Origin of the sequence: Oceaniglobus trochenteri (genome assembly GCF_020529025.1) — a bacterium.
Classification (GTDB): domain Bacteria; phylum Pseudomonadota; class Alphaproteobacteria; order Rhodobacterales; family Rhodobacteraceae; genus Oceaniglobus; species Oceaniglobus trochenteri.
Genome location: NZ_JACNMM010000006.1, coordinates 80,251 through 100,888, shown reverse-complemented (window position 1 = coordinate 100,888; position 20,638 = coordinate 80,251). Strand labels below are relative to the sequence as shown.

The window sequence follows — 20,638 nt, the reverse complement described above, 5'->3', positions numbered from 1 at the left end:
ATGCGGGTTCTGGTGACAGGCGGCAACGGCAAGATCGGCCGCCATATCGTGGACGAGATGGCAAGGGCAGGGCACGAGGTGCGCAGCCTTGATCTGGCCCTGCCCGAAAGCCGGCTGCCGGGGGTCGATTACCGCATCGGCAATGTCACCGACATCGGCGATGTCTGGGGCGCGATGCAGGGCTTTCGCCCCGAAGCGGTGGTTCACATGGCCGCCTGGATCAACCCCGGCATCGTGGCCGACCACCGCACCTACCGCGACAATACCGCGGGCGCCTTCAATGTGCTGACGGCGGCCAGCGATTGTGGCGTGCGGCGGGTGATCCAGGGGTCCAGCGCCCAGGTCTACGGGTTTGAACGCCACGCGCCCCTGACCGTTCCCGTGACCGAGGATCACCCCCTGCGGCCGCTGAATTCCTACGCCCTGTCCAAGGTCGCGAACGAGACGGCGGGGCGCTATTTCAGCACCCACAGCGACACCGATGTTCTGAGTTTTCGCATCATGGGCGCGCGCCTGGCCGAAGATATGGAAGCGCAGATCGCCATGGTCCGGCGCGATCCGGTGGCGGCGCGGTTCCTGCTCTGGACCCGGATCGACGCGCGCGACGTGGCCGGTGCCTGCCGGGCCGCCATCGAAGCCGACCAGGCCCCGCCCGGCGAATACAACATAACCGGCGCCGAGGTGCTGACCGAGGAGGACACCAGAACCGTGCTGGCCCGCCATTGCCCCGACCTTGACGTTTCGGACGCGCCCACAGGCCACGGCTCGCCCATGAACTGCGCCAAGGCGCGCGATGCCTTCGGGTTCGCCCCGCAACACAGGGTGCGCCCGACATGACCGATCACATGCATCTGACCGGCGATGACCGCCGGATCGGGGATATCCGTGTCACGGTGGCCAACATCTCGGAGAAATCCAACTGGATCTTCGTCGAACTGGTGCTGGAGGACGGCGCCACCGGCACCGGCGAGGCAACGCTGCATGGCTATGAGCCGCTGGTCACGGGCTGGTTCGACACCTATCGCCCGGCGCTCTGCGGGCTGACGCTTGATGCGCTGGCCGCGCGGCTGACCCCGGGCAAGGTGACGCCGGCGGGCCTGGTCGGGCATTCGGCCATCAGTGCGCTAGAACAGGCGCGGCTCGACCTGGTGGCGCAGGCCGCGGGCAAGCCGCTTTGCGCGCTTTACGGGCGAGCCGGGGCCAAGGTGCCGGTCTATGCCAACATCAACCGCGGGCTGCCGGACCGCAGGCCCGAAACCTTCGCCGCCCGCGCCGCCGAGGTTGCGGCGGCCGGGTTCGCCCGGATCAAGATTGCCCCCTTCGACGGGGTGGCGCCAAAGGCAGGCGACGGCGCCGCGAACGAGGCGCTGGTGCAGGCGGGGATGGACCGCATACGCGCCGTGCGCGATGCCATCGGGGGGCAGACCGGGCTGATGGTGGATTGCCACTGGCGCTTTGGCCATGATCGCGCCCGCGCCCTGATGGATGAATTGCGGCCATCCGGCCTTTACTGGATCGAATGCCCGATCGCGGAAATCCCGGCGCAATTCGCCAATCTGGCCGATCTGCGCAAGGCTGCCAATCACGCCGGAATGTTGCTGGCGGGGGCCGAGATGGGCATGGGGCTTGAGGCCTTCGCGCCTTTCATCGCGCTAAACGACGTGATCATGCCCGACGTGAAATATTGCGGCGGCCCGGCGGAAATGTTGCGCATCGCCGATGCGGCGGCGGAACATGGCACGCGGATTGCGCCCCACAACCCCAGCGGCCCGGTCTCGGCGGCGCATTCGGTTCACCTGGCGGCGCATCCGGCCATCGACCTGCTGGAATTGCAGCACGGCGAAACGCCGCTTTTCGATGGCATCCTGTCGCGTGGCCATGTCCGGCCCGAAGGGGGATGCCTTTCGGCCCACACTGCCCCCGGGCTCGGGTCGGTGCTGGACCGCGCGGTCTGTGCCGTGCATCCCTGGCGCAGTGTGCCGCCGCCACGCTGAGCGGTTCAGGCGCTGCGCTGATCCTTCGGCGCGGCGCCCGGCCAGACCGGGGGGGCGATGCCTTCCTTGCGGGCCTTGATCTGCATGGCCAGGTATTTCGAATAGAACCGCGACATGGCCAGGTTGCCGCCGTGAAACCACAGGTTTTCGTGGGCCACGGGTTTCCACATGTTGCGCGGTTCGCCCACCCATGGCCCCGGATCGCCTCGCACCCCCGACCCAAGCCCCCAGCAGGGGCCGACGCTGTCGGCGGTGGGGCGGTCGACGATGGTGGCGACGGTTTCATGCATGGACTGATAGCCAAGGCAGGCCACCACAAGATCGGCCTTCACGTCGCGCCCATCGCTCAACGTCAGGCCGTCGCGGTTCATGCGGTCGACCCCGACGCCGGAAATCACCCCGATCTGCCCCGACGCGATCAGTTCGGACCCGCCCACGTCGATGTAATATCCCGCCCCGGTGCGCAGCGCCTTCATCATCAGGCCCGAGTCGTCCTCGCCGAAATCCAGCGCGAAGCCCGCCTTCGCCAGGCGGTCGTAGAAGTCGGCGTCGCGGGTGCGGATCGTGTCGTACATCCGCCGCTGCCGCGCGGCCATGGGGCCGAAGGGCAGGGAGGCCGCCATGTGATCGGCGCGGTCGGTGTCGATGCCCCGTTCCAGCGCCGCCTCGGAATAGGTGTCGAACCCCAGGTCCATCAGGGTGGCCGACTTGACCACAGTGGTGGGCGAGCGCTGGATCATGGTGACATGCGCCCCCGCCTCCCACAGGTCGACGGCCACGTCGTGGGCCGAACTGGCCGCGCCGATCACCACGCAGTTGCGCCCTTTCCAGTCTTCCGCGCCCTTGTAGTCACGCGAATGGATCAGGGTTCCGGCGAAATCACCGGCGCCGTCAAACGGGATCGGGCGGGGCGGGCCATAGGCGCCGGTGGCAAAGACAAGGTGCCTGGGGTGCAGCGTCAGTTCCTCGCCCTCGCGGTTGACGCGCACGGTCCAGCCCTCGCCGGTCCACTCGGCGCTTTCGCAACTGGTCGAGGTCCAGATCGCCAGTTCCATCAGTTGCGCGTAGGACTCAAGCCAATCGCCCATCTTGTCTTTCGGGGTGAACACCGGCCAGTTGCCGGGAAAGGGCATGTAGGGCATGTGGTCGAACCAGACCGGATCATGCAGCACCAGCGTGCGATAGCGGTTGCGCCAGCTGTCCCCGGCGCGGGGATTCTTTTCGATCACCAGCGCCGGCACCCCCAGCGCGCGCAGCCGCGCCGCCAGCGCCAGCCCGCCCTGACCGCCGCCGATGATCAGGGTATGGGGCTGCACCTCGCGCCCCATGGCGGCGGTTTCGCCGGCGCGCGTTTCGGCCCATGTCTGGCGGTCGCGGGTGGCGCCGTGGCGCACGCCAAGGGGGCGGTTGCGCCCGGCGGCTTCCTCGAAGCCGGTCAGGTCAAGAAGCGCGGTATAGAAATGGCGGCATTGCCCTCCGTCCAGCCGCAGCGCGCCGATGGCCGGGCCAAGGGCGGTATCGAAGGTGAACCAGGCCTCGGTCATCCCGTCCTCGTCCACCTCGGGGGGGGCGGTCAGGCGCCAGTTTTCCGGGCGCACCGTATCGGCACGGTCGCGCAGCATGGCCTGCACGCGGTCGCACCCTTCAAGCGTGACGAGGGTGAAGGTGAAGGCCAGCAGGTCGCGCCAATGGCAATCGTCGTGAAACAGCGCCCCGGCGTCACCGCCCGCCAGCGCCTGCGCGAACCGGTCCAGCCATTCCCGGGCCTTCTTCTCGTCCATGTCTAATCTCCCAGAGGTTCCAGTACGTTGCCCGTGCGGTGGTTCAGCGCGGTATATTTGATCCGCCGCAGGCTTTCACGCGCCGAGGGGCCAAGGGCGTAACCCGTCGCCGCCGACATCAGGTCAATGATCGCAAGATAGGCAAAGCGGGCCGCGGTGGGTGTCAGGGTATCGGCGTTTTCGGGAATCGCCACGCTCAGCGGGTGTTCCACGGTATCGGCAAGGGGGCTGGCGGTGGCCGTCACGGCGATGGTCGTGGCGCCATAGCCCCGGGCCAGCGCCGCTGCTTCGATCAGTTCGGCCGTCTTGCCCGAGGCGGAAACGGCGATCACCACGTCGCCGCGCCGCAGGGTCGCTGCCGTCATCCGCATCAGGTAGGGATCGGTGCAGCAGGCCACCCGCACCCCATAGCGGAACAGCCGGTGCTGGGTTTCCTGGGCCAGGGTTGCCGCACTGCCGCCCAGACCGAAGGTCACCACCTGCGCGGCGGCTGCGATCGCCTCGGCGGCGGCCAGGACGGCCGAGGCCGAGACCTGTCGCTCAACCTCGCGCAGGGCGTCGCGGGCATCGCCCAGAACCGGCGCCCAGAAGGCCGGGGCGTCGCGGTCGGGTGCATCGGGGGCCGCGTCGGCGTTCAGGTACAATTCGCCCACCACCAGGCTCTGCGCCAGCTTCAGCTTGAAATCGCGCACCCCGTCGCACCCGATGGCACGGCAGAAGCGGGTCACGCTGGGTTCGCTGACGCCGGCGCGTTGGGCAAGGGTGGCATTGCTGTCTTCGACCGCCTGGCGGACATCGGACAGGACCACTGCACCGACCTTGCGTTCCGCCGGGCTGAGCGTGGTGAGGTTGTCCTTTATGCGGCCGACGATATCGGGAACCCGGGCCTGCAACCCCGGTGGGGCAGAGGCAGGCGGCTGGGGCGCGCGGGGCGGTGATTTCCGGGGCTTCACGTCCATGCGCACCTCTCATTCTTGCGCCTATCGTTGCCAAGAGATGACCCTGGGTCAAGCGATTTTGTAGGAATATCACGAAACCATTGCGTGTTTTTCCCTGTTTTCAGGCAGTTTCGCGGTTTCCATTAGAATCTCTTGACAGAATTGTAAGTGACTTACACAGTTTACGCAGGGGTAAGCGGAAAGGCCGCGCCGCCCCGTGAATGGAGGCCGAGACTTGAGCGAACCCAAGGCAGACGATCAGCGTCCGAAGCTGGAAATCGACAAGGTATCGAAGGCCTACGGAGATTTCCTGGCGCTGCGCGAATGTGACTTCTCGGTCGCCCGGAACGAGATCGTGTCGATTGTCGGCCCCTCGGGTTGCGGCAAGACAACGCTGTTGTGGTCGATGTCGGGGCTGCACGGGGTCAGCGGCGGGGAAATTCGGCTGGACGGCGTGCCGATCACCAAGCCGCACCGCGACATCGGGCTGGTGTTCCAGGAATCCAACCTGCTGCCCTGGCGCAATCTCAGGGGCAATATCCTGTTTCCCTACGAGATCACCGGCGAAACCCCCGATCACGACTGGATCGCCCACCTGCTGGAGCGGGTCGGGCTGAAGGGGTTCGAGGATGCCATGCCCGGCGCACTGTCGGGCGGAATGCAGCAACGCGCGTCGATCGTGCGCGCCCTGTCGCAGCATCCAAGCGTGCTGCTGATGGATGAACCCTTCGGCGCGCTGGACAGTTTCACCCGCGAGGACATGAACCGCCTGGTCGAGGAGATCTGGCTGGAAAGCAAGACGACCATCGTTTTCATCACCCATTCCATCGAAGAGGCGGTGTTCCTTTCGGACAGGGTGGTGGTTCTCAGCGGGCGGCCCGGTTCGGTGGCCGCGATTCACGATATCGACCTGCCGCGCCCGCGCACGGACGAGGTGATGGCAAGCAGGCAGGTGTTCGACCTGATGAACGCGATCAAGGGCGGCATTGCGGGCGCCCGGACAAAGGCGGCGGAGTAGAGTTTCATGGGCGACATAACCCCCGAGTTCCAGAAGAAGCGCGGCGGCGGTGGCGTGGATGTCACCAACCTGTCGGCCTTTGCCGCCGGCGGGGCCAGCCGGACCCAGGCCGAGATCGTGGCGATCATCGCCACGGCCATTATCGTGATCGGCGGGCTGGAACTGGCGCTGCGCCTGTTCGAGGTGCCGCTTTACATCATGCCCCCGCCCTCGGCCATTGCCATGGCGCTGATCAAGGATTTTCCCTTCATCGCGCCGCACCTGGGGCATACCCTGGTCGAACTCTTCGCCGGCTTTGCCATCGGGGCGTCCATCGGGCTGATTCTGGCCGCTGTCATCACCCAGTTTCCCTTCAGCGAAAAGATCATCGCGCCCTATATCCTGCTGCTGGTGACCACGCCGATGCTGGCCTTGGTGCCGCTGCTGATCCTGCGCTTCGGCTTTGGCTATACCCCGCGCATCATCGCGGTGGCGCTGGCCAGCGGTCCGATGGTGATGATCAACGCCGCCACCGGGTTTCGGCGGGTGGATTCCGCCAAGATCGCCCTGGCGCGCAGCTATGGCGCCAGCACGCTTCAGATCTTCTGGAAGATCCGCGCGCCCATGGCCCTGCCGATGATCCTGGTGGGCCTGATGATCGGGTCGATCTTCGGGCTGCTGACCGCCGTCGGGGCCGAGATGGTGGGCGGCGGTTTCGGCCTTGGCAACCGGCTGACCAGTTATTCGTCGATGATCCAGATGCCGCAGTTCTTCGCGGTGGTGCTGATCCTGTCTTTGCTGGGCATTGCCATCTACGTCACCTTCTTCCTGATCGGCAAGAAGTGGGCAAGCTGGGATGCGTGAACGAACAACAACAGGGAGAAGTGAGATGATGAACGGACCGAAACTGAACCGCCGCCGGCTTTTGCAGGTCTCTGCCGCGGGTATCGTGAGCATGGGCGCCATGCCGCGCCTGGCCCACGCCGAGCCCTACGACGGCACCTTCACCTGGATCAGCCCGCGCGGCACGCTTGAGGTGCTTGACGATTACGGCTACTGGATCGGCAAGAAGATGGGCTATTTCGACGGGCTCGACATCGAGATGCAGCCGGGGCCCTCGGACGGCACGGCAACGGTGAAATTTGTCGATGTGGGCCAGGCCGACATGGGCTTTCCCTCGCCCGGCGTCTTTGCCTTTGGCCTGCAGAACGGCATGGACCTGACCAGCGTGTTCCACATGGGCGCGCTCGATACCTTCAGCATCGCCTTCCGCAAGGGCGAGGGCGTGAATGACCTGAAACAGCTTGAGGGCAAGACGATCCTCCTGGGCTCGGCCGCCTGGCAAAGCATCGTCGATCCGATGCTGGCCGCACAGGGCGTCGACGTGAGCAAGATCACCTATGTCGAAGCGGGCTGGCCCACCTGGGGCACCGCGCTGGCGGCCGGGCAGGGCGACGCTGCCCTATCGTGGGAAGGCCTGCGTGCCGAGTGGGTTTCGACCGGACTTGAGTTCGAATACTGGCTGGGCGTGCAGAATTCGCCCCTGCCGGCCAACACCTTCGTGGTGCGCAGCGCCGATGTGGAAGACCCCGACAAGGCCGCCTTCCTGGAAAAATACCTGCGCGGTTGGGCCATGGGCATGGAATTTGCCCATCACAACCCGCGGGCGGCGGTGCAGGCGGTGTTCGAACAGTTCCCGTCGCTGGCCGCGAACCTGGGCCCCGAGCTGGGCACCATGTCGATCCTCCAGCAGATCAACGTTTTCCGTGGTGACATGGACAATCGCGGCGGTTGGGGCGATCACGACATGGAAAGCTGGCAGACGCTGTTCCGTCTCATGGCCGAGATCAACGGCACCGAGGAGATCAAGGCCGAGGATGTGCTGACCAACAAGTTCATCGCCGCCGCCAACGATTTCGACCATGACAAGGTCAAGGCCGATGCCGAAGCCGCCGAGCTGAGCGAGGACATGGCCGCCGTCGATGTCGAGGCGATCCGCGCCAACCTGTTCGCACAGGCAATATGACCACTCCACGCGCCGGGGCACGTCCCGGCGCGTGACATCTGGAAAAGGGGAAAGTGAAATGGCCGACAAGGTGCGTGTATTGATCGTGGGGCTGGGCAACATGGGGGCCTCTCATGCCAGCGCCTATCACCGCAATGACGGGTTCGAGATTGTCGGCATCATGAGCCGGTCGATCAAGTCAAAGAAGATGCCCGATGAATTGCAGGGCTATCCCCTGTTCGAAGACTACGACACGGCCCTGGCCGAGGCGCAACCCGACGCTGTCTCGATCAACTCCTACCCTGATACCCATGCCGATTACGCCCTGCGCGCCTTCGATGCCGGGTGCCATGTCTTCATGGAAAAACCCATCGCCACCAATATCGCGGATGCGCAGAAGGTAGTGGATGCCGCGAAGGCCAGTAACCGCAAGCTGGTGCTGGGCTATATCCTGCGGGTGCACCCAAGCTGGATGAAGTTCATCGAGGTGGGCCAGACCCTGGGCAAGCCGCTGGTCATGCGCCTGAACCTGAACCAGCAAAGCTCGGGCGATGCCTGGCACTGGCACAAGAACCTGATCGACAGCCTGATTCCCATCGTCGATTGCGGTGTGCATTACGTCGACGTGATGTGCCAGCTCACGGGAGCCAAGCCTGTGCGGGTGCACGGTATCGGGGCCAAGCTGTGGGACGAGGCGGCAAAGCAGAACTATGGCCACCTGCATGTCACCTTCGATGACGGATCGGTCGGCTGGTACGAGGCGGGTTGGGGCCCGATGATGAGCGAGGAAGCCTTCTTCGTGAAGGACGTGATCGGGCCGAAGGGCGCGGTTTCCATCGTCGCCAACAACGAAACCCGCGGCGATGACATCGACCTGTCCGACAGTGCCGATATCGACAAGCACACCAAGACCGATGCGATCCGCATTCACCATGCCGCCGTCGGCCCCGACAAGAACTTCACCAAGCCCGACGAGATGCTGTCGATGGAGGACGAGCCGGGCCACCAGGAGCTGTGCGACCGCGAACAGGCGCTGTTCCTGCGCGCCATCACCGAGGATCTGGACCTGACCGACTCGATGGAGGCGGCGGTGAATTCCCTGCGGATCGTCCTGGCGGCCGAGCAGAGCATCCAGGAGGAACGAACGATCACGTTGGATTGAGGCGGAGGATAGCGCCATGGCCGATCAGGATCTCAGAACGCTCTACAAGGAAACCGACGGCGTCGGGCTGGCCGCTTTGGTGCGCCAGCGCGAGGTGTCGGCGGTGGAACTGGCCGAAACCGCCATCGCCCTTGTCGAGGACCTGAACCCGAAGCTGAACGCGGTGATCCACCGTACCGACGACATCGCCCTTGCCGCCGCCCGCGCGACGGATGCGGGCGATGGCGCCGCGCCCCTGGCCGGGGTGCCCTTTCTGCTGAAGGAACTGGCCTCGTCCTGGGCGGGGGTGCCGCTCACCAATTCCTCGGCCTTCCTCAAGGATGTGGTGGCCGATGCCGACAGCGGTCCGGTGAAGCGGATCAAGGCGGCGGGGCTTTCGTTGATCGGCAAGTCGAACGCGCCGGAAAACGGCTGGTCGATCGCGACCGAACCGAAACTCTATGGCGCCACGGTGAACCCCTGGGATGCCTCGGTCACGCCGGGCGGGTCTTCGGGCGGGTCGGCCGCCGCCGTGGCCGCAGGGATCGTGCCCATCGCCGAGGCCAGCGACGGGGCTGGGTCGATCCGGGTGCCGGCCTCGTGCTGCGGGCTGGTCGGGCTGAAACCGTCGCGCGGGCGGGTCAGCCTGGCGCCCTTCGTCGATTACTGGTGCGGTGGGGCCTACTTCCTTTGCGTATCGCGCACGGTGCGCGATACGGCAACCTATCTCGACGCGCTGTCGGGGGGGCTGCCGGGCGAACCCTATACGCCGCCCGAGCCGGGCGAAGCCTATGCCAGCCTGATCGCCAGACCGCCCCGCCCCCTGCGGGTGGCGGTGATCACCGAGGCGCCCCATGGCCGCGCGGTCGATGCGGATGTCGCGGCGGCGGTCAGGGCCACGGGCAGGACGCTCGAGGCCCAGGGCCATCACGTCGAACCCTACGCGATGAAGCTGGATTTCGACGCCCTGTGGCGCACCTATACCGACATGACCTGTGTCGAAACGGCGGGCATGTATGGCGCCCTGGCGGGTCTTGTCGGCCACGAGGTGCGCGAGGACGAGGTAGAGCCGATCACCTGGGCGATCATCCAGAGGGGCCGCGCCACCGATGCCATCGCCCATGCCGGCCGGATCGAACAGCTTCGCCAGGCCGGGCGCGACATCGCGACCGAGCTTGCGCCCTATGACATCGTGCTGACCCCCACGCTGACCCAGCCGCCGCGCCCGGTGGGATACTATGATATGTCGATGACCGATCTGGATGCCTACAACGCGCTCTGGACCGATGCGGCCTTCACCTTTCCCTTCAACATCTCCGGCCAACCGGCCATGTCCCTGCCCCTTGGGCAGACGGGATCGGGCCTGCCGGTAGGTGTGCAGCTTATCGGGCGCTATGGCCACGAGCAGGACATCCTGCAGGCCGCCGCCCTTCTTGAAACCGAAATGCCATGGCGCCATCGCCGACCAGGAGTTTACGCATGACCGACACCCTCATCATTCGCGGCGGGCGCGTGATCGACCCCGCGAACGGCATCGACAAGGTGGCCGACCTGGTCGTCTCGGGCGGCAAGGTCGCGGGCCTGGACACCGAGGCACCCGCTGGCGCCCAGGTGGTCGAGGCGGAAGGGGCCATCGTCACACCCGGCCTGATCGACCTGCACACCCATGTCTATTGGGGCGGGACCTCGCTTGGCGTGGACCCGGATCAATACGCGCTGAAATCGGCCTGCACCACGCTTGTCGATGCGGGCAGCGCCGGGCCGGGCAACTATCCCGGCTTTGCCAAGCACATCATCGAACCGGCCTATTCGCGGGTGCTGGCCTATATCCACGTCAGCTTTGCGGGCATCTATGCCTTCGGCGATGGCATGCGGGTGGGCGAAAGCGACAACATGCGCCTTCTGGCCGCGCGCGAGGCCGCGACGGTGGCCCGCGCCAACCCCGACACGGTGATCGGGATAAAGGTGCGGATCGGGCGCCATGCTTCGGGGGCTTCGGGGATCATGCCGCTGGACGTGGCGCTGGACGTGGCCGACGACACGGGCCTGCCGCTGATGGTGCATATCGACGAACCGCCCCCCAGCTACGGCGAGGTGGTGTCGCGCCTGCGCAAGGGCGATGTGCTGACCCATTGCTTCCGCCCCTTCCCGAACGCCCCGATGCACGGCGATGGTCGGGTGCGGGACGAGGTGCGCGCCGCCCGCGAACGCGGCGTGCTGTTCGACATCGGCCATGGTCAGGGGTCATTCGCCTGGAAATCGGCCCGCGCCATGCTGGCCGAGGGGTTCCGCCCCGATGTCATATCCTCGGATGTGCATGCCTTCTGCATCAATGGCCCCGCCCACGACAACCTGCGCGTGATGGACAAGTTCCGCGCCCTCGGCTGGACCCTGCCCGAGGTGGTGGAAGCCGCCAGCATCGCCCCCGCCCGGGCCATCCGGCGCGACGATCTGGGGCACCTGGGCAAGGGTGCGACCGGGGATGTCAGCGTCTTCCGCGAGGTTTCGGGCGATTTCGCGCTGGATGACGTGCGCGGCGAAGTGGTGCAGCACGACAGCCGGCTGGAACCGGTGGGCATTGCCGTCGATGGCGTGTGGAAGGCGGCGTGATGCGCCATTCGGTCTGGACATATCCCTGGGACATGCACGACCTGGGCCCCGACGCCGCCCTTGCCGCGATCACCGATGCGGGGGCGAATTGCGTCAGCCTTGCCACCTCTTACCATGCGGGGCGGTTCCTTCAGCCGGGCAACCCGAAACGGCGCAGCTATTTCCCCGAGGATGGCACCGTCTATTACAGCGTCGATCCGGGCCGCTGGGCCGATGCCGAGATCGCGCCGAAACAGGCCGCGATCGTCGAGGCCGAGGGCGACATGCTGGCCCATGCCGTCCGGGCGCGCGAGGCGGGCGGGCCTGCCGTGTCGTGCTGGACGGTCTGCCTGCACAACACGCGGCTGGGCATGGCCCACCCGGGCCACGCGCTGCGCGATGCCTTCGGCGATCCGGCCTTCTATGGCCTCTGCCCGTCCAGCGAGGCGGCGCGCGACTATGTGGCGGGCATGGTGGCCGAATTCACGACGGCCAGTCGCCCCGACCGGGTGGAACTGGAAAGCCCCGACTTCCTGGGCTTCGATCACGGCTATCACCACGAAAAGGACGGGCTGGGCCTTTTGCCCGAAGACATGTTCCTGATGGGCCTCTGTTTCTGCGATCACTGCCTGACGCGGGCTTCGGCGGCCGGAGTGGATGGCGCGGCGGCCCGCAAGGTGGTGGCCGATCACCTGCAAGCCGCCTTTGCCCGCGCCCTGCCCGAAGCGCAGTTTCCCGATTTTCCGGCGAAGGGGCTGGCGGCATTCGATGGCCTTCCGGCACTTGCCGCCTACCTGGATTGGCGCAGCGAACCCGTCACCTCGCTGATCGCGCGCATTCGTGACGCGGCGCACCCCGACACCCAGGTCCTGCTGATCGACGCGAAGGACAGCTGGCAGGGCGGGGTTGACCGCGCAAAGGCCGCCGCCGCCTGTGACGGGCTGCTCTACTGCGCCTATTTCACGCCCGCCGACAAGGTGCGCCCCGAGATCGAGGCGGCCCGCGCCGCCCTGCAACCGGGCGCGACGCTGATCGCGGGCTATCAGCTGTTTCACCCCGAAGTGGCCGATGCCGACGATCTTGTCGCGCGGACCGGCGCGGCGGGGCCTTTGGTGGACGGCCTGAACTTCTACAACCTTGGTCTGGTGCCACGCGCCCGGCTTGACTGGATGCACCGCGCCATCGCGGAACTGGAGGGACCATGAACGACCTGTTCGACCTGAGCGGCAAACGCGCCTTCATCACCGGAGCAAGCCGAGGCCTGGGCCGTGAAATGGCCCTGGGCCTGGCCGGTGCGGGGGCCGACATCGCGCTGGTGGCGCGGCCTTCCGATGCGCTGAACGCGACGGCCAACGATATCCGCGCCCTGGGGCGCACCGCCTGGACCGTCGAGGGCGACGTGGGCGACCCCGAGTCCGCCGACGCGCTTTGCCAGCGCGCGCTGGAGGAGATCGGGCCCTTCGACATCCTGATCAACAATGTCGGCGGGCGGCGGGTGAATGTCGCGACCGAGGATCTGGATCTGCTGACCTGGCGCGAGATGATGCATCTCAACCTGACGTCGACCTTCCTGTGTTCGCGCATCATCGGCGGTGCCATGATCAAGGCCGGCAAGGGCGGGCGGATCATCAATGTCGCCTCGATCAATGCGATGGTGGCGGGCAAGGGCATCGGCGGGCGGCACTATGAAACCGCCAAGGCGGCGGTTCAGCAGTTCACCCGCACGCTGGCCGTGGACTGGGCACCGCACGGGATAACGGCCAATGTCATCTGCCCGGGCTTCTTCATGACCGAGCCGAACCAGAGGTGGCAGAGGGAATACCCGGACATGATCGAGGCACGGATCGCCGACATTCCGGTGGGCAAGACCGGCGACCCCAAGGATATGGGCGCGCTGGCGGTCTACCTTGCATCGGATTCCGCCAGCTTCATGACGGGCGCAAGCCTTGTCATTGATGGCGGTTATACTTGCGTCTGATCAACAGGCGCGAAAAAAGGGAGGAATAACAATGAAATACGCAAGAATTCTTGGGGGTGTCGCGGTCGCTGCCTTGCTGGCCTCGCCCATTTCGGCACAGACGCTGCGCTATGCCACGGTCAGCGAACCGCCCAGCCTGGATATCCAGATGGGCACGGCGACGCTGGCGACCACCATCGGCCAGCACATGTTCGAAACGCTTTACGCCTTCGATGAGGCGAACAAGCCTCAGCCCTTCCTGGTTAGCGGCGAGACGATCTCGGAGGATGAGAAGACCATCACCCTGACGCTGCGCGAAGGGGTCAAGTTTCACGATGGCGACGACCTGACTGCCGAAGACGTGGCGGCCTCGCTGAACCGCTGGTCGGAATTCGGATCGCGCGGCAAGATCCTGGGCCTGGAAAGCGCCGAGGCGACCGGCCCGCTTGAGGTGACGCTGAACCTTGCCGCCCCCAACGGCGCGTGGAAATCCATGCTGGCCCATCACAACGGCGGCCCGGTCATCTATCCGGCCGATGTGGTATCGGCGGCGGGGGGCGATACGATTTCGCCCGAGAACTATATCGGCACGGGGCCCTACCGCTTTGGCGAAATCCGCCCCAACCGCTATGTCGAACTGGTGCGCTTTGACGACTACTCCAAGCTTGACGCGCCGCTTGACGGCGAGGCGGGCGGGCGCGACGCCAACTTCGAAAAGATGCAGTTCATCCCCGTTCCCGACGTCGGCACCCGTGTCAGCGGCGTGCAGGCCGGCGATTACGACTATGCCGAATACATCTCGGGCGACCTGTTCGGCGTGATCGAGGGCGATCCGGCGGTCGAGGTGCGCATCAGCGCCGCGCCGATCTTCGGCCTGATGTTCATGAACTCGTCTGAAGGCCCGCTGAAAGACAACTACGCCCTGCGCCGCGCGATCGCGACCGCACTGAATAACGAACAGGCCCTGCAGGTTTCCGTGGGCGAACCCCAGTTGTTCAAGGCCGAAGGGGCCTTCTTCCCGGAAGGCAACATCTGGAACACCGATGCGGGCACCGAGGCCTATAACCAGGGCGACGCGGAAAAGGCCAAGGCGATGGCGGCCGAGGCGGGCTATGACGGCACGCCGATCAAGCTTCTGGTTTCGACCAACTACAAGGAGCATTACGACCAGGCCACCGTCTTTACCCGGCAACTGGCCGATGCGGGCATCAACGTGCAGATGGTCGTCGTCGATTGGGCCACCCTGCTGACCCTTCGTGGCCAACCGGCCGAATGGGACATGTTCATGACGCACCACGGCCCGGCCCCCGATCCGGTGCTGCTGACCCTGATGAACGACAGCTATCCCGGCTGGTGGCAGACCGACGAAAAGCACGAGCTGGCGGCGAAGTTCACCGGCACCTCGGACCTGGAAAAGCGCCAGGCCGCCTGGGCCGAGCTTCAGGCGCTGATCTACGAACAGGTGCCGGCGGTGAAGGTGGGCAACGTCTATTCCTTCGACATCGCCTCGCCCAATCTGAACACGCCCTGGGATGCCGCTCCGGCCTTCCCGCACTTCTACGGCGCGTCGAAGTAATGAGCCTGTCGATGAACAGCCCGCACAGGACAACCCCCTAGATGGGCCGTTACATCATACGGCGCACGGGGGCGGCGATCGCGACACTGATCGCCGCCTCCATCGTGATCTTCGCCTTCATCCACCTGATCCCCGGCGATCCGGTCTATGTGATGCTGGGCGACGGCGCCACCCCCGAGCAGGTGGCCGCCCTGCGCCAGCGTCTGGGGCTGGATGAACCGGTGATCGCGCAGTATTTCATCTGGGCCGGAAATGCCCTGCAGGGCGACCTGGGGCAATCGGTGTTCTTCGAGACCCCCGTCACCCAGGTGATCGCCGACGGGGCCGAAACCTCGATCCTGCTTGCGCTGATCACCATGGTCTGGATCATCGCCTTCGGGATTCCCGTGGGCGTGCTGGCCGCGATCCGGCAGGGCAAATGGGTGGATCAGGGCCTGTCGGGGCTGGCGATGCTGCTGGCCTCGGTGCCGACCTTCTGGGTGGGGCTTTACCTGATCCTAATCTTCGCCGTCGGCCTTGGCTGGTTTCCCTCCTCGGGCTATCCCTCGATCTTCGAAGAGGGCGGCCTTTCGAACCTGCGCTACCTGGTCTTGCCCAGCCTGGCGCTTGCCGCGCCCAACGCGGCGCTGATCCTGCGGCTGACCCGCGCCTCGATGCTGGATGTCTCGCGCGAGGATTACGTGCGCACGGCGCGGGCCAAGGGCATCCGTCCGTCGCGCGTTGTGGTGCGCCATATCCTGCGCAACGCGCTGCTGGCGGTGGTGTCGGCCTTCGGCTTTACCTTCGCCGCGCTGATCTCCGAGGCGGTCGTCACCGAAACCGTCTTTGCCCTGCCGGGCGTGGGGCGCACGGTGGTGCAGTCGATCCTGCGACGGGACTATCCGGTGATCCAGGGCGTGATCCTGATCATCGTGTGCCTATACCTTGTCATCAACCTTCTGGTGGACCTGTCCTACCGGATGCTGGACCCGCGGGTGGAACTGGAATGATCGATATCCTGCGACACTGGACCCGACCCATCGCCGCGCGCCCGCTGGTCAGCATCGGTGCGGCCTTTCTGGCCGTGATCGTGATGTTCGCCATCTTCGCGCCGTGGATCGCGCCCTTCGGCCCGGACGAGATTGACCCCGTCAACCGCCTCTTGCCGCCGGGTGACGGCCACCTGATGGGAACCGACCATTTCGGGCGCGATACCTTCAGCCGCGTGGTTTACGGATCGCGGCTGGCGCTGCTGATCGGGGTGGGGGTGGTGGCCTTCGCCCTGGCCTCGGGGGTGCCCATCGGCGTGCTTTCGGCGCTTTATCCCAAGCTGGGAACGGTGCTGATGCGCATGGTGGATGTTCTGATGTCCTTTCCGTCGCTTCTGCTGGCGCTGGGGCTGATCGTGATCCTGGGGCAGGGGGTGTTCAACGCGATCCTGGCCATCGGACTGATCTACCTGACCACCACGGCGCGCATCGTCTATGGCGTGGCCCTGCGCCTGCGTGCCGAACCTTACGTCGAGGCGGCGCGGAGCATGGGCGCGGGCACCTGGTGGGTGGTGACGCGCCATATCCTGCCCAACATGATTTCGCCGCTGATGGTGCAGGCCAGCTTTGTCTTCGCTTTTGCCCAGCTTGGTGCCGCCGCGCTGGATTTCCTGGGGCTTGGCGCACCGCCTGACGTACCCTCCTGGGGCAACATGCTGGCCGAATCCCGCATCTACATCACGCGGGCGTCCTGGCTTCTGCTCTGGCCCGGGCTGATGATCGTGCTGACGGCCTTTTCCCTGAACCTGGTCGGCGACTGGCTGCGCGACCGGATGGACCCGCGGTTCCGCGAGATGGTGGGCAAATGAGCGCGCCGATCCTTTCCGTCGACGACCTTGTCGTTTCCGTGGCCCGCACGGTGGATATCGTGCGCGGCGTGTCCTTCGATATCGCGCCAGGCGAAATCCTGGGGCTTGTGGGTGAATCCGGCTGCGGCAAGAGCATGACCTCCCTGGCCGCCATGGGGCTTCTGCCCCCGGCGCTTGCCGTGTCGCGGGGCAGTATCCGGCTGGGCGAAACCGACGTGACACGCCTGGCCCCCCATGAGCGGGTCGAACAGGGCTGCGGGCGCATCGCCATGGTGTTTCAGGAGCCGATGACATCGCTGAACCCGGTGTTGCGCATCGGCGACCAGATCGAAGAGGCGATCCGCGTCCACGACCCCGATGTCGTCCCGGCGGAAAGGGCGCGCGAACTGCTTGATCTCGTGCGTATTCCGGATGCCGAACATCAGCTTTCGGCCTTTCCCCACGAACTGTCCGGGGGGATGCGCCAGAGGGTGATGATCGCCATTGCGCTGGCCTGCCGCCCCTCGGTCCTGATTGCGGACGAACCCACCACCGCCTTGGACGTCACCGTGCAACGCCAGGTTCTGGGCCTGATCCGCGAACTTTGCGACACGCTGGACATGGGGGTTCTGTTCATCACCCACGATCTTGGCGTCGTGGCGCAGCTGGCCGACCGGGTGGCGGTGATGTATGCGGGCGGGCTGGTGGAAACCGGCGACGTCGTGCCGCTGTTCGGGCAACCGCTGCACCCCTATACCGCCGGTCTCATGGGGTGTCTGCCCGACCCCGAATCCGACGATCCGCTTCTTGCCACCATTCCCGGTAGCGCACCGCGCCCCGGGGGGGTGCCCGATGGCTGCCCCTTCGCGCCGCGTTGTCCGCGGGTGCAGGATGTCTGCCGTCGCGGCGTGGTGCCCGTGATCCACACTGAAACCGGGCAGGCCGCGCGCTGTCACTTTCCCCTGAACCGCGAGGTGGCGCCATGAGCGACCCCGTTCTCGACATTCGCAACCTGCGCAAGACCTACCATGTGCGCCGCGCCGGCAAGAGCCACGAGGTGCGCGCGGTCGATGATATTTCGCTGGCGGTGCAATCGGGCGAAACCCTTGGCATCGTGGGCGAAAGCGGCTGTGGAAAATCCTCGCTCGCGCGGGCGGTGATGGGGCTGAGCAAGGCCGACGGCGGGCAGGTCATGCTGGGCGGCACCGATCTTCTGACCATGGAGCGGCAGGCGCTGGCACAGGCCCGGCTGCGCATCCGCATGGTGTTTCAGGACCCCTATGCCTCGCTCAACCCGCGCCGGTCGGTCGGAGAGTCCGTGGCCGAAGCGGGGGATATTCACGGCATCTTCAAATCCGGCGAAGAACGCAGAAGGCTGGTGGGTGAGGCGCTGGACCGCGTGGGCCTTGGCGCGCAATACGCCGACCGTTTCCCTCACGAGCTTTCGGGCGGGCAGCGTCAGCGCGTGGGCATCGCCCGTGCGATCCTGCCCGAACCGGAACTGGTGATCGCGGATGAACCGGTGTCGGCGCTGGACGTGTCGATTCAGGCGCAGGTGCTGAACCTCTTGGCCGAACTGAAGGGGCGGCTTGGCCTGACGCTGATGTTCATCAGCCACGACCTGAGCGTGGTGGCCAAGATTTCCGACCGGGTTGCCGTGCTTTACATGGGGCGGATCGTCGAAATCTCGCCCGCCCGGGCCCTGTTCCGCGATCCGCGCCATCCCTATACCGAACTGCTGATCACGGCGATTCCGCGCCCCGACCCGTCAACGCGGATCACCGGCGCCATCGAGGCCGACGAACCGCCCAGCCGTTTCGCGCAACTTGAAGGCTGCCCCTTCCGCGACCGTTGCCCGCGCCGCACCGAGATCTGCGCCACCGAGGCCCCGGCCCTGCGCGAGGTTGCACCGGGCCGGTTCGTATCGTGCCACCACGCCTGAGCTTGGCGGGGCGCTAGCGGCGCTCGATCCCGGCGATCATCCGTTCGAGATTGGCCATGGCCGTGACGCCATCGCCGATCTGCGGCGCCTGCGTCGGCTTCCCGGCCAGCCCCTTCGCCACATCGGCCATGAGGGCGGCATAGCCCTTGTGATCCTCGTTCGCGGCGGCGGTGAAATTCGGCTGCCAGACAAGGCTGTCACAGGTGCCATCCAGCGTTGCGGCGGGGTCTTCGGCCTTGAAGGGCGGATCGCGGTGCCAGGCGACGTTGATCACGTTGTCCACCTCGATCCGGTTATGATCGCCCATGACGGTGATCTGCTCCATCGGGGTGCCGCGCGATTGCACGGTGCCCATCACCACGTTGCCGATCACGCCGTTTTCGCAGGTGAACCCCATGTGGAACAGGATGCGCCCCGCAGCGGGGGTATTGGCGCGCAACGACATTTCCGCGATCGGACTGCCGGCCAGCCATGGCATCAGGTCCATGTAGTGGACACAGTGATGCAGGTAGAAGCCGGAATAATCCACTTCTCCCTCGAAATAGGTGGGGGCGGTCATGTAGCTGCCGGTGATGCCCAGGACCGGGCCGAATTCGGCCCCCCGCAGGATGTTCTGCGCGATGCGGTTGCCGGTGGAATAACGCTTCATGAAGCCGACAAAGACCGGCACGCCCGTCTGCTCGGATGCCTGTTGCAGCTCCAGCGCCTGGGCGTGGGTGGCTGCGGGGGGTTTCTCCATGAAGACCGGCAGCCCCTTGTCCAGCGCGGCAAGGGTCGCCGCGTGGTGGACACCGGGGCCGACCGCCATGCAGACGGCATCAAGCCCGGGGTGATCCAGCATCGCGCGCCAGTCGGTATAGGTGTCGGTGACGCCGTAATGCCCCGCCGTCGCCGCCAGCGCGGTTTCGTCGCGGTCGCACAGGGCGGCGATGCGCATCCCGGCGCGGCCGATCTGGGGCAGAAGCATCCAGGTGGCGTGGCGGCCGCAGCCGATCCATCCGATGTTCAGGGTCATTGGGCAAACTCCGCGAAATCGCGGGCAGCCCGGATCAGGGCGCAGCCCGCCTTCAGCTTGGCGGTTTCATCCTCGGCCGGGGCGCGCCACTGGGCGATGGGCAGTGCCAGGCGCTGATCGTCGCGGCGGAACGGTTCAAGCGAGATCGGGCCGTCATATCCCACCTGGTGCAGGGCGCGCATGATGGCGGGCCAGTCCATGTTGCCGGTGCCGGGAAAGCCGCGGTGGTTCTCGTTGGCCTGGAAATGGACGGTCCGCGACCCGGCAAGGCGGATCGCGTCGGGGATCGACTGGTCCTCCATGTTCATGTGGAAAGTATCCAGCATCAGCCCGAGGCCGGTGTCGCCCACGGCATCGACCACGGCAATGCCCTGCTGCGTGGTGTTCAGCATGTCGGTTTCGAACCGGTTCAGCGGTTCCAGCGCAAACACCTGTCCGGCGGCGCGGGCCAGCGGCGCGACTTCGGCCAGACCTGCGATCATCCGGTCGGCGCGGGCCTTCATCTCGTCCGCCGTGCGGGGCAGGGGCGGGCGGCCGGCAAAGACCATGGGTTCACCGTAAAGCGGGCCGCCAATGATGGTGGCGCCCAGTGCCGCGGCGCTGTCGATGCAGGACTTGAGGTAATCGAGCCCACCCTGCCGCGCCGCCGCGTCTTCGGACGAGATCGAGCGTGCGGGGTTCACCCGCGCGGCCAGCACCACGCCCAGCCCCGCCTCGGCCAGCGCGCCCTTGGCCTTGGCCAGGTCGATGCCGTCTTCGGGTTCGGGGACCAGAAGTTCGATGAAATCGAAACCCATCGCCTTGATGTCGTGGAACAGGTGCAGGTGGGCGCCGGTGAAGGGGCGCACGAACTGCATGGAGATGATGCCTATGGGGTTCTTCAAGTG

19 protein-coding genes are annotated in these 20,638 nt (G+C 66.1%); 15 read left to right on the top strand and 4 right to left on the bottom strand.

The window, feature by feature from the left end; translation table 11 throughout:
* Positions 1–837 carry an NAD-dependent epimerase/dehydratase family protein gene (locus tag H7828_RS11645; protein WP_226781210.1) on the top strand — a complete coding sequence of 279 codons (837 nt, stop codon included), beginning with the start codon at positions 1–3 and terminating at the stop codon, positions 835–837.
* A complete protein-coding gene (locus H7828_RS11640) occupies positions 834–1,994 on the top strand; it encodes an enolase C-terminal domain-like protein (protein ID WP_226781209.1) in 1,161 nt (386 codons plus the stop codon). Before H7828_RS11645 ends, H7828_RS11640 begins: the two co-directional genes overlap by 4 nt.
* Before the next feature lie 5 nt (positions 1,995–1,999).
* On the opposite strand, the gene H7828_RS11635 is transcribed toward H7828_RS11640, so the two are convergent.
* Complete coding sequence (locus H7828_RS11635; RefSeq protein WP_226781208.1) at positions 2,000–3,775, bottom strand: flavin-containing monooxygenase; 1,776 nt, start codon at positions 3,773–3,775, stop codon at positions 2,000–2,002.
* Positions 3,776–3,777: 2 nt separating this feature from the next.
* Positions 3,778–4,734 (bottom strand): SIS domain-containing protein, encoded by a 957-nt coding sequence (locus H7828_RS11630; protein WP_226781207.1) that lies wholly within the window; start codon positions 4,732–4,734, stop codon positions 3,778–3,780.
* 214 nt (positions 4,735–4,948) lie between these two features.
* Between H7828_RS11630 and H7828_RS11625 the strand changes: the two genes are divergently transcribed.
* Genes H7828_RS11625 through H7828_RS11565 form a run of 13 tightly spaced genes read left to right on the top strand, consistent with a single transcriptional unit; the run spans position 4,949 to position 18,736 of the window.
* Positions 4,949–5,731, top strand: coding sequence for an ABC transporter ATP-binding protein (locus H7828_RS11625; RefSeq protein ID WP_226781206.1), 783 nt, complete (start codon positions 4,949–4,951; stop codon positions 5,729–5,731).
* A gap of 6 nt (positions 5,732–5,737) precedes the next feature.
* Positions 5,738–6,574 carry an ABC transporter permease gene (locus tag H7828_RS11620; RefSeq protein ID WP_226781205.1) on the top strand — a complete coding sequence of 279 codons (837 nt, stop codon included), beginning with the start codon at positions 5,738–5,740 and terminating at the stop codon, positions 6,572–6,574.
* A gap of 25 nt (positions 6,575–6,599) precedes the next feature.
* The gene (locus tag H7828_RS11615; protein ID WP_226781204.1) at positions 6,600–7,736 is read left to right on the top strand and encodes an ABC transporter substrate-binding protein; all 1,137 of its coding nucleotides are present in this window, start codon (positions 6,600–6,602) and stop codon (positions 7,734–7,736) included.
* Positions 7,737–7,794: 58 nt separating this feature from the next.
* A complete protein-coding gene (locus H7828_RS11610; protein ID WP_226781203.1) occupies positions 7,795–8,877 on the top strand; it encodes a Gfo/Idh/MocA family protein in 1,083 nt (360 codons plus the stop codon).
* 16 nt (positions 8,878–8,893) lie between these two features.
* On the top strand, positions 8,894–10,339 hold the full coding sequence (locus H7828_RS11605; protein ID WP_226781202.1) for an amidase: 1,446 nt from the start codon (positions 8,894–8,896) through the stop codon (positions 10,337–10,339).
* A complete protein-coding gene (locus H7828_RS11600) occupies positions 10,336–11,466 on the top strand; it encodes an amidohydrolase/deacetylase family metallohydrolase (RefSeq protein ID WP_226781201.1) in 1,131 nt (376 codons plus the stop codon). The genes H7828_RS11605 and H7828_RS11600 overlap by 4 nt, the downstream gene beginning before the upstream one ends.
* Positions 11,466–12,650: a hypothetical protein gene (locus H7828_RS11595; RefSeq protein WP_226781200.1), complete on the top strand. Its 1,185-nt coding sequence runs from the start codon at positions 11,466–11,468 to the stop codon at positions 12,648–12,650. The genes H7828_RS11600 and H7828_RS11595 overlap by 1 nt, the downstream gene beginning before the upstream one ends.
* Positions 12,647–13,423, top strand: a complete 777-nt coding sequence (locus H7828_RS11590) for an SDR family NAD(P)-dependent oxidoreductase (protein WP_226781199.1) — start codon at positions 12,647–12,649, stop codon at positions 13,421–13,423. Before H7828_RS11595 ends, H7828_RS11590 begins: the two co-directional genes overlap by 4 nt.
* 31 nt (positions 13,424–13,454) lie before the next feature.
* On the top strand, positions 13,455–14,978 hold the full coding sequence (locus tag H7828_RS11585) for an ABC transporter substrate-binding protein (protein WP_226781198.1): 1,524 nt from the start codon (positions 13,455–13,457) through the stop codon (positions 14,976–14,978).
* 41 nt (positions 14,979–15,019) lie between these two features.
* Positions 15,020–15,967 (top strand): ABC transporter permease, encoded by a 948-nt coding sequence (locus H7828_RS11580; RefSeq protein ID WP_226781197.1) that lies wholly within the window; start codon positions 15,020–15,022, stop codon positions 15,965–15,967.
* Positions 15,964–16,815 carry an ABC transporter permease gene (locus tag H7828_RS11575; RefSeq protein ID WP_226781196.1) on the top strand — a complete coding sequence of 284 codons (852 nt, stop codon included), beginning with the start codon at positions 15,964–15,966 and terminating at the stop codon, positions 16,813–16,815. Before H7828_RS11580 ends, H7828_RS11575 begins: the two co-directional genes overlap by 4 nt.
* Positions 16,812–17,780 (top strand): ABC transporter ATP-binding protein, encoded by a 969-nt coding sequence (locus H7828_RS11570; protein WP_226781195.1) that lies wholly within the window; start codon positions 16,812–16,814, stop codon positions 17,778–17,780. The genes H7828_RS11575 and H7828_RS11570 overlap by 4 nt, the downstream gene beginning before the upstream one ends.
* Positions 17,777–18,736 carry an ABC transporter ATP-binding protein gene (locus H7828_RS11565; RefSeq protein WP_226781194.1) on the top strand — a complete coding sequence of 320 codons (960 nt, stop codon included), beginning with the start codon at positions 17,777–17,779 and terminating at the stop codon, positions 18,734–18,736. Before H7828_RS11570 ends, H7828_RS11565 begins: the two co-directional genes overlap by 4 nt.
* Before the next feature lie 13 nt (positions 18,737–18,749).
* Here the strand turns inward: H7828_RS11565 and H7828_RS11560 are convergent, their stop codons facing one another.
* Together H7828_RS11560 and H7828_RS11555 are read right to left on the bottom strand one after the other, a co-directional pair.
* Positions 18,750–19,751, bottom strand: coding sequence for a Gfo/Idh/MocA family protein (locus tag H7828_RS11560; protein WP_226781193.1), 1,002 nt, complete (start codon positions 19,749–19,751; stop codon positions 18,750–18,752).
* Complete coding sequence (locus tag H7828_RS11555; RefSeq protein ID WP_226781192.1) at positions 19,748–20,635, bottom strand: sugar phosphate isomerase/epimerase family protein; 888 nt, start codon at positions 20,633–20,635, stop codon at positions 19,748–19,750. Before H7828_RS11555 ends, H7828_RS11560 begins: the two co-directional genes overlap by 4 nt.
* Positions 20,636–20,638 lie beyond the last annotated feature (3 nt).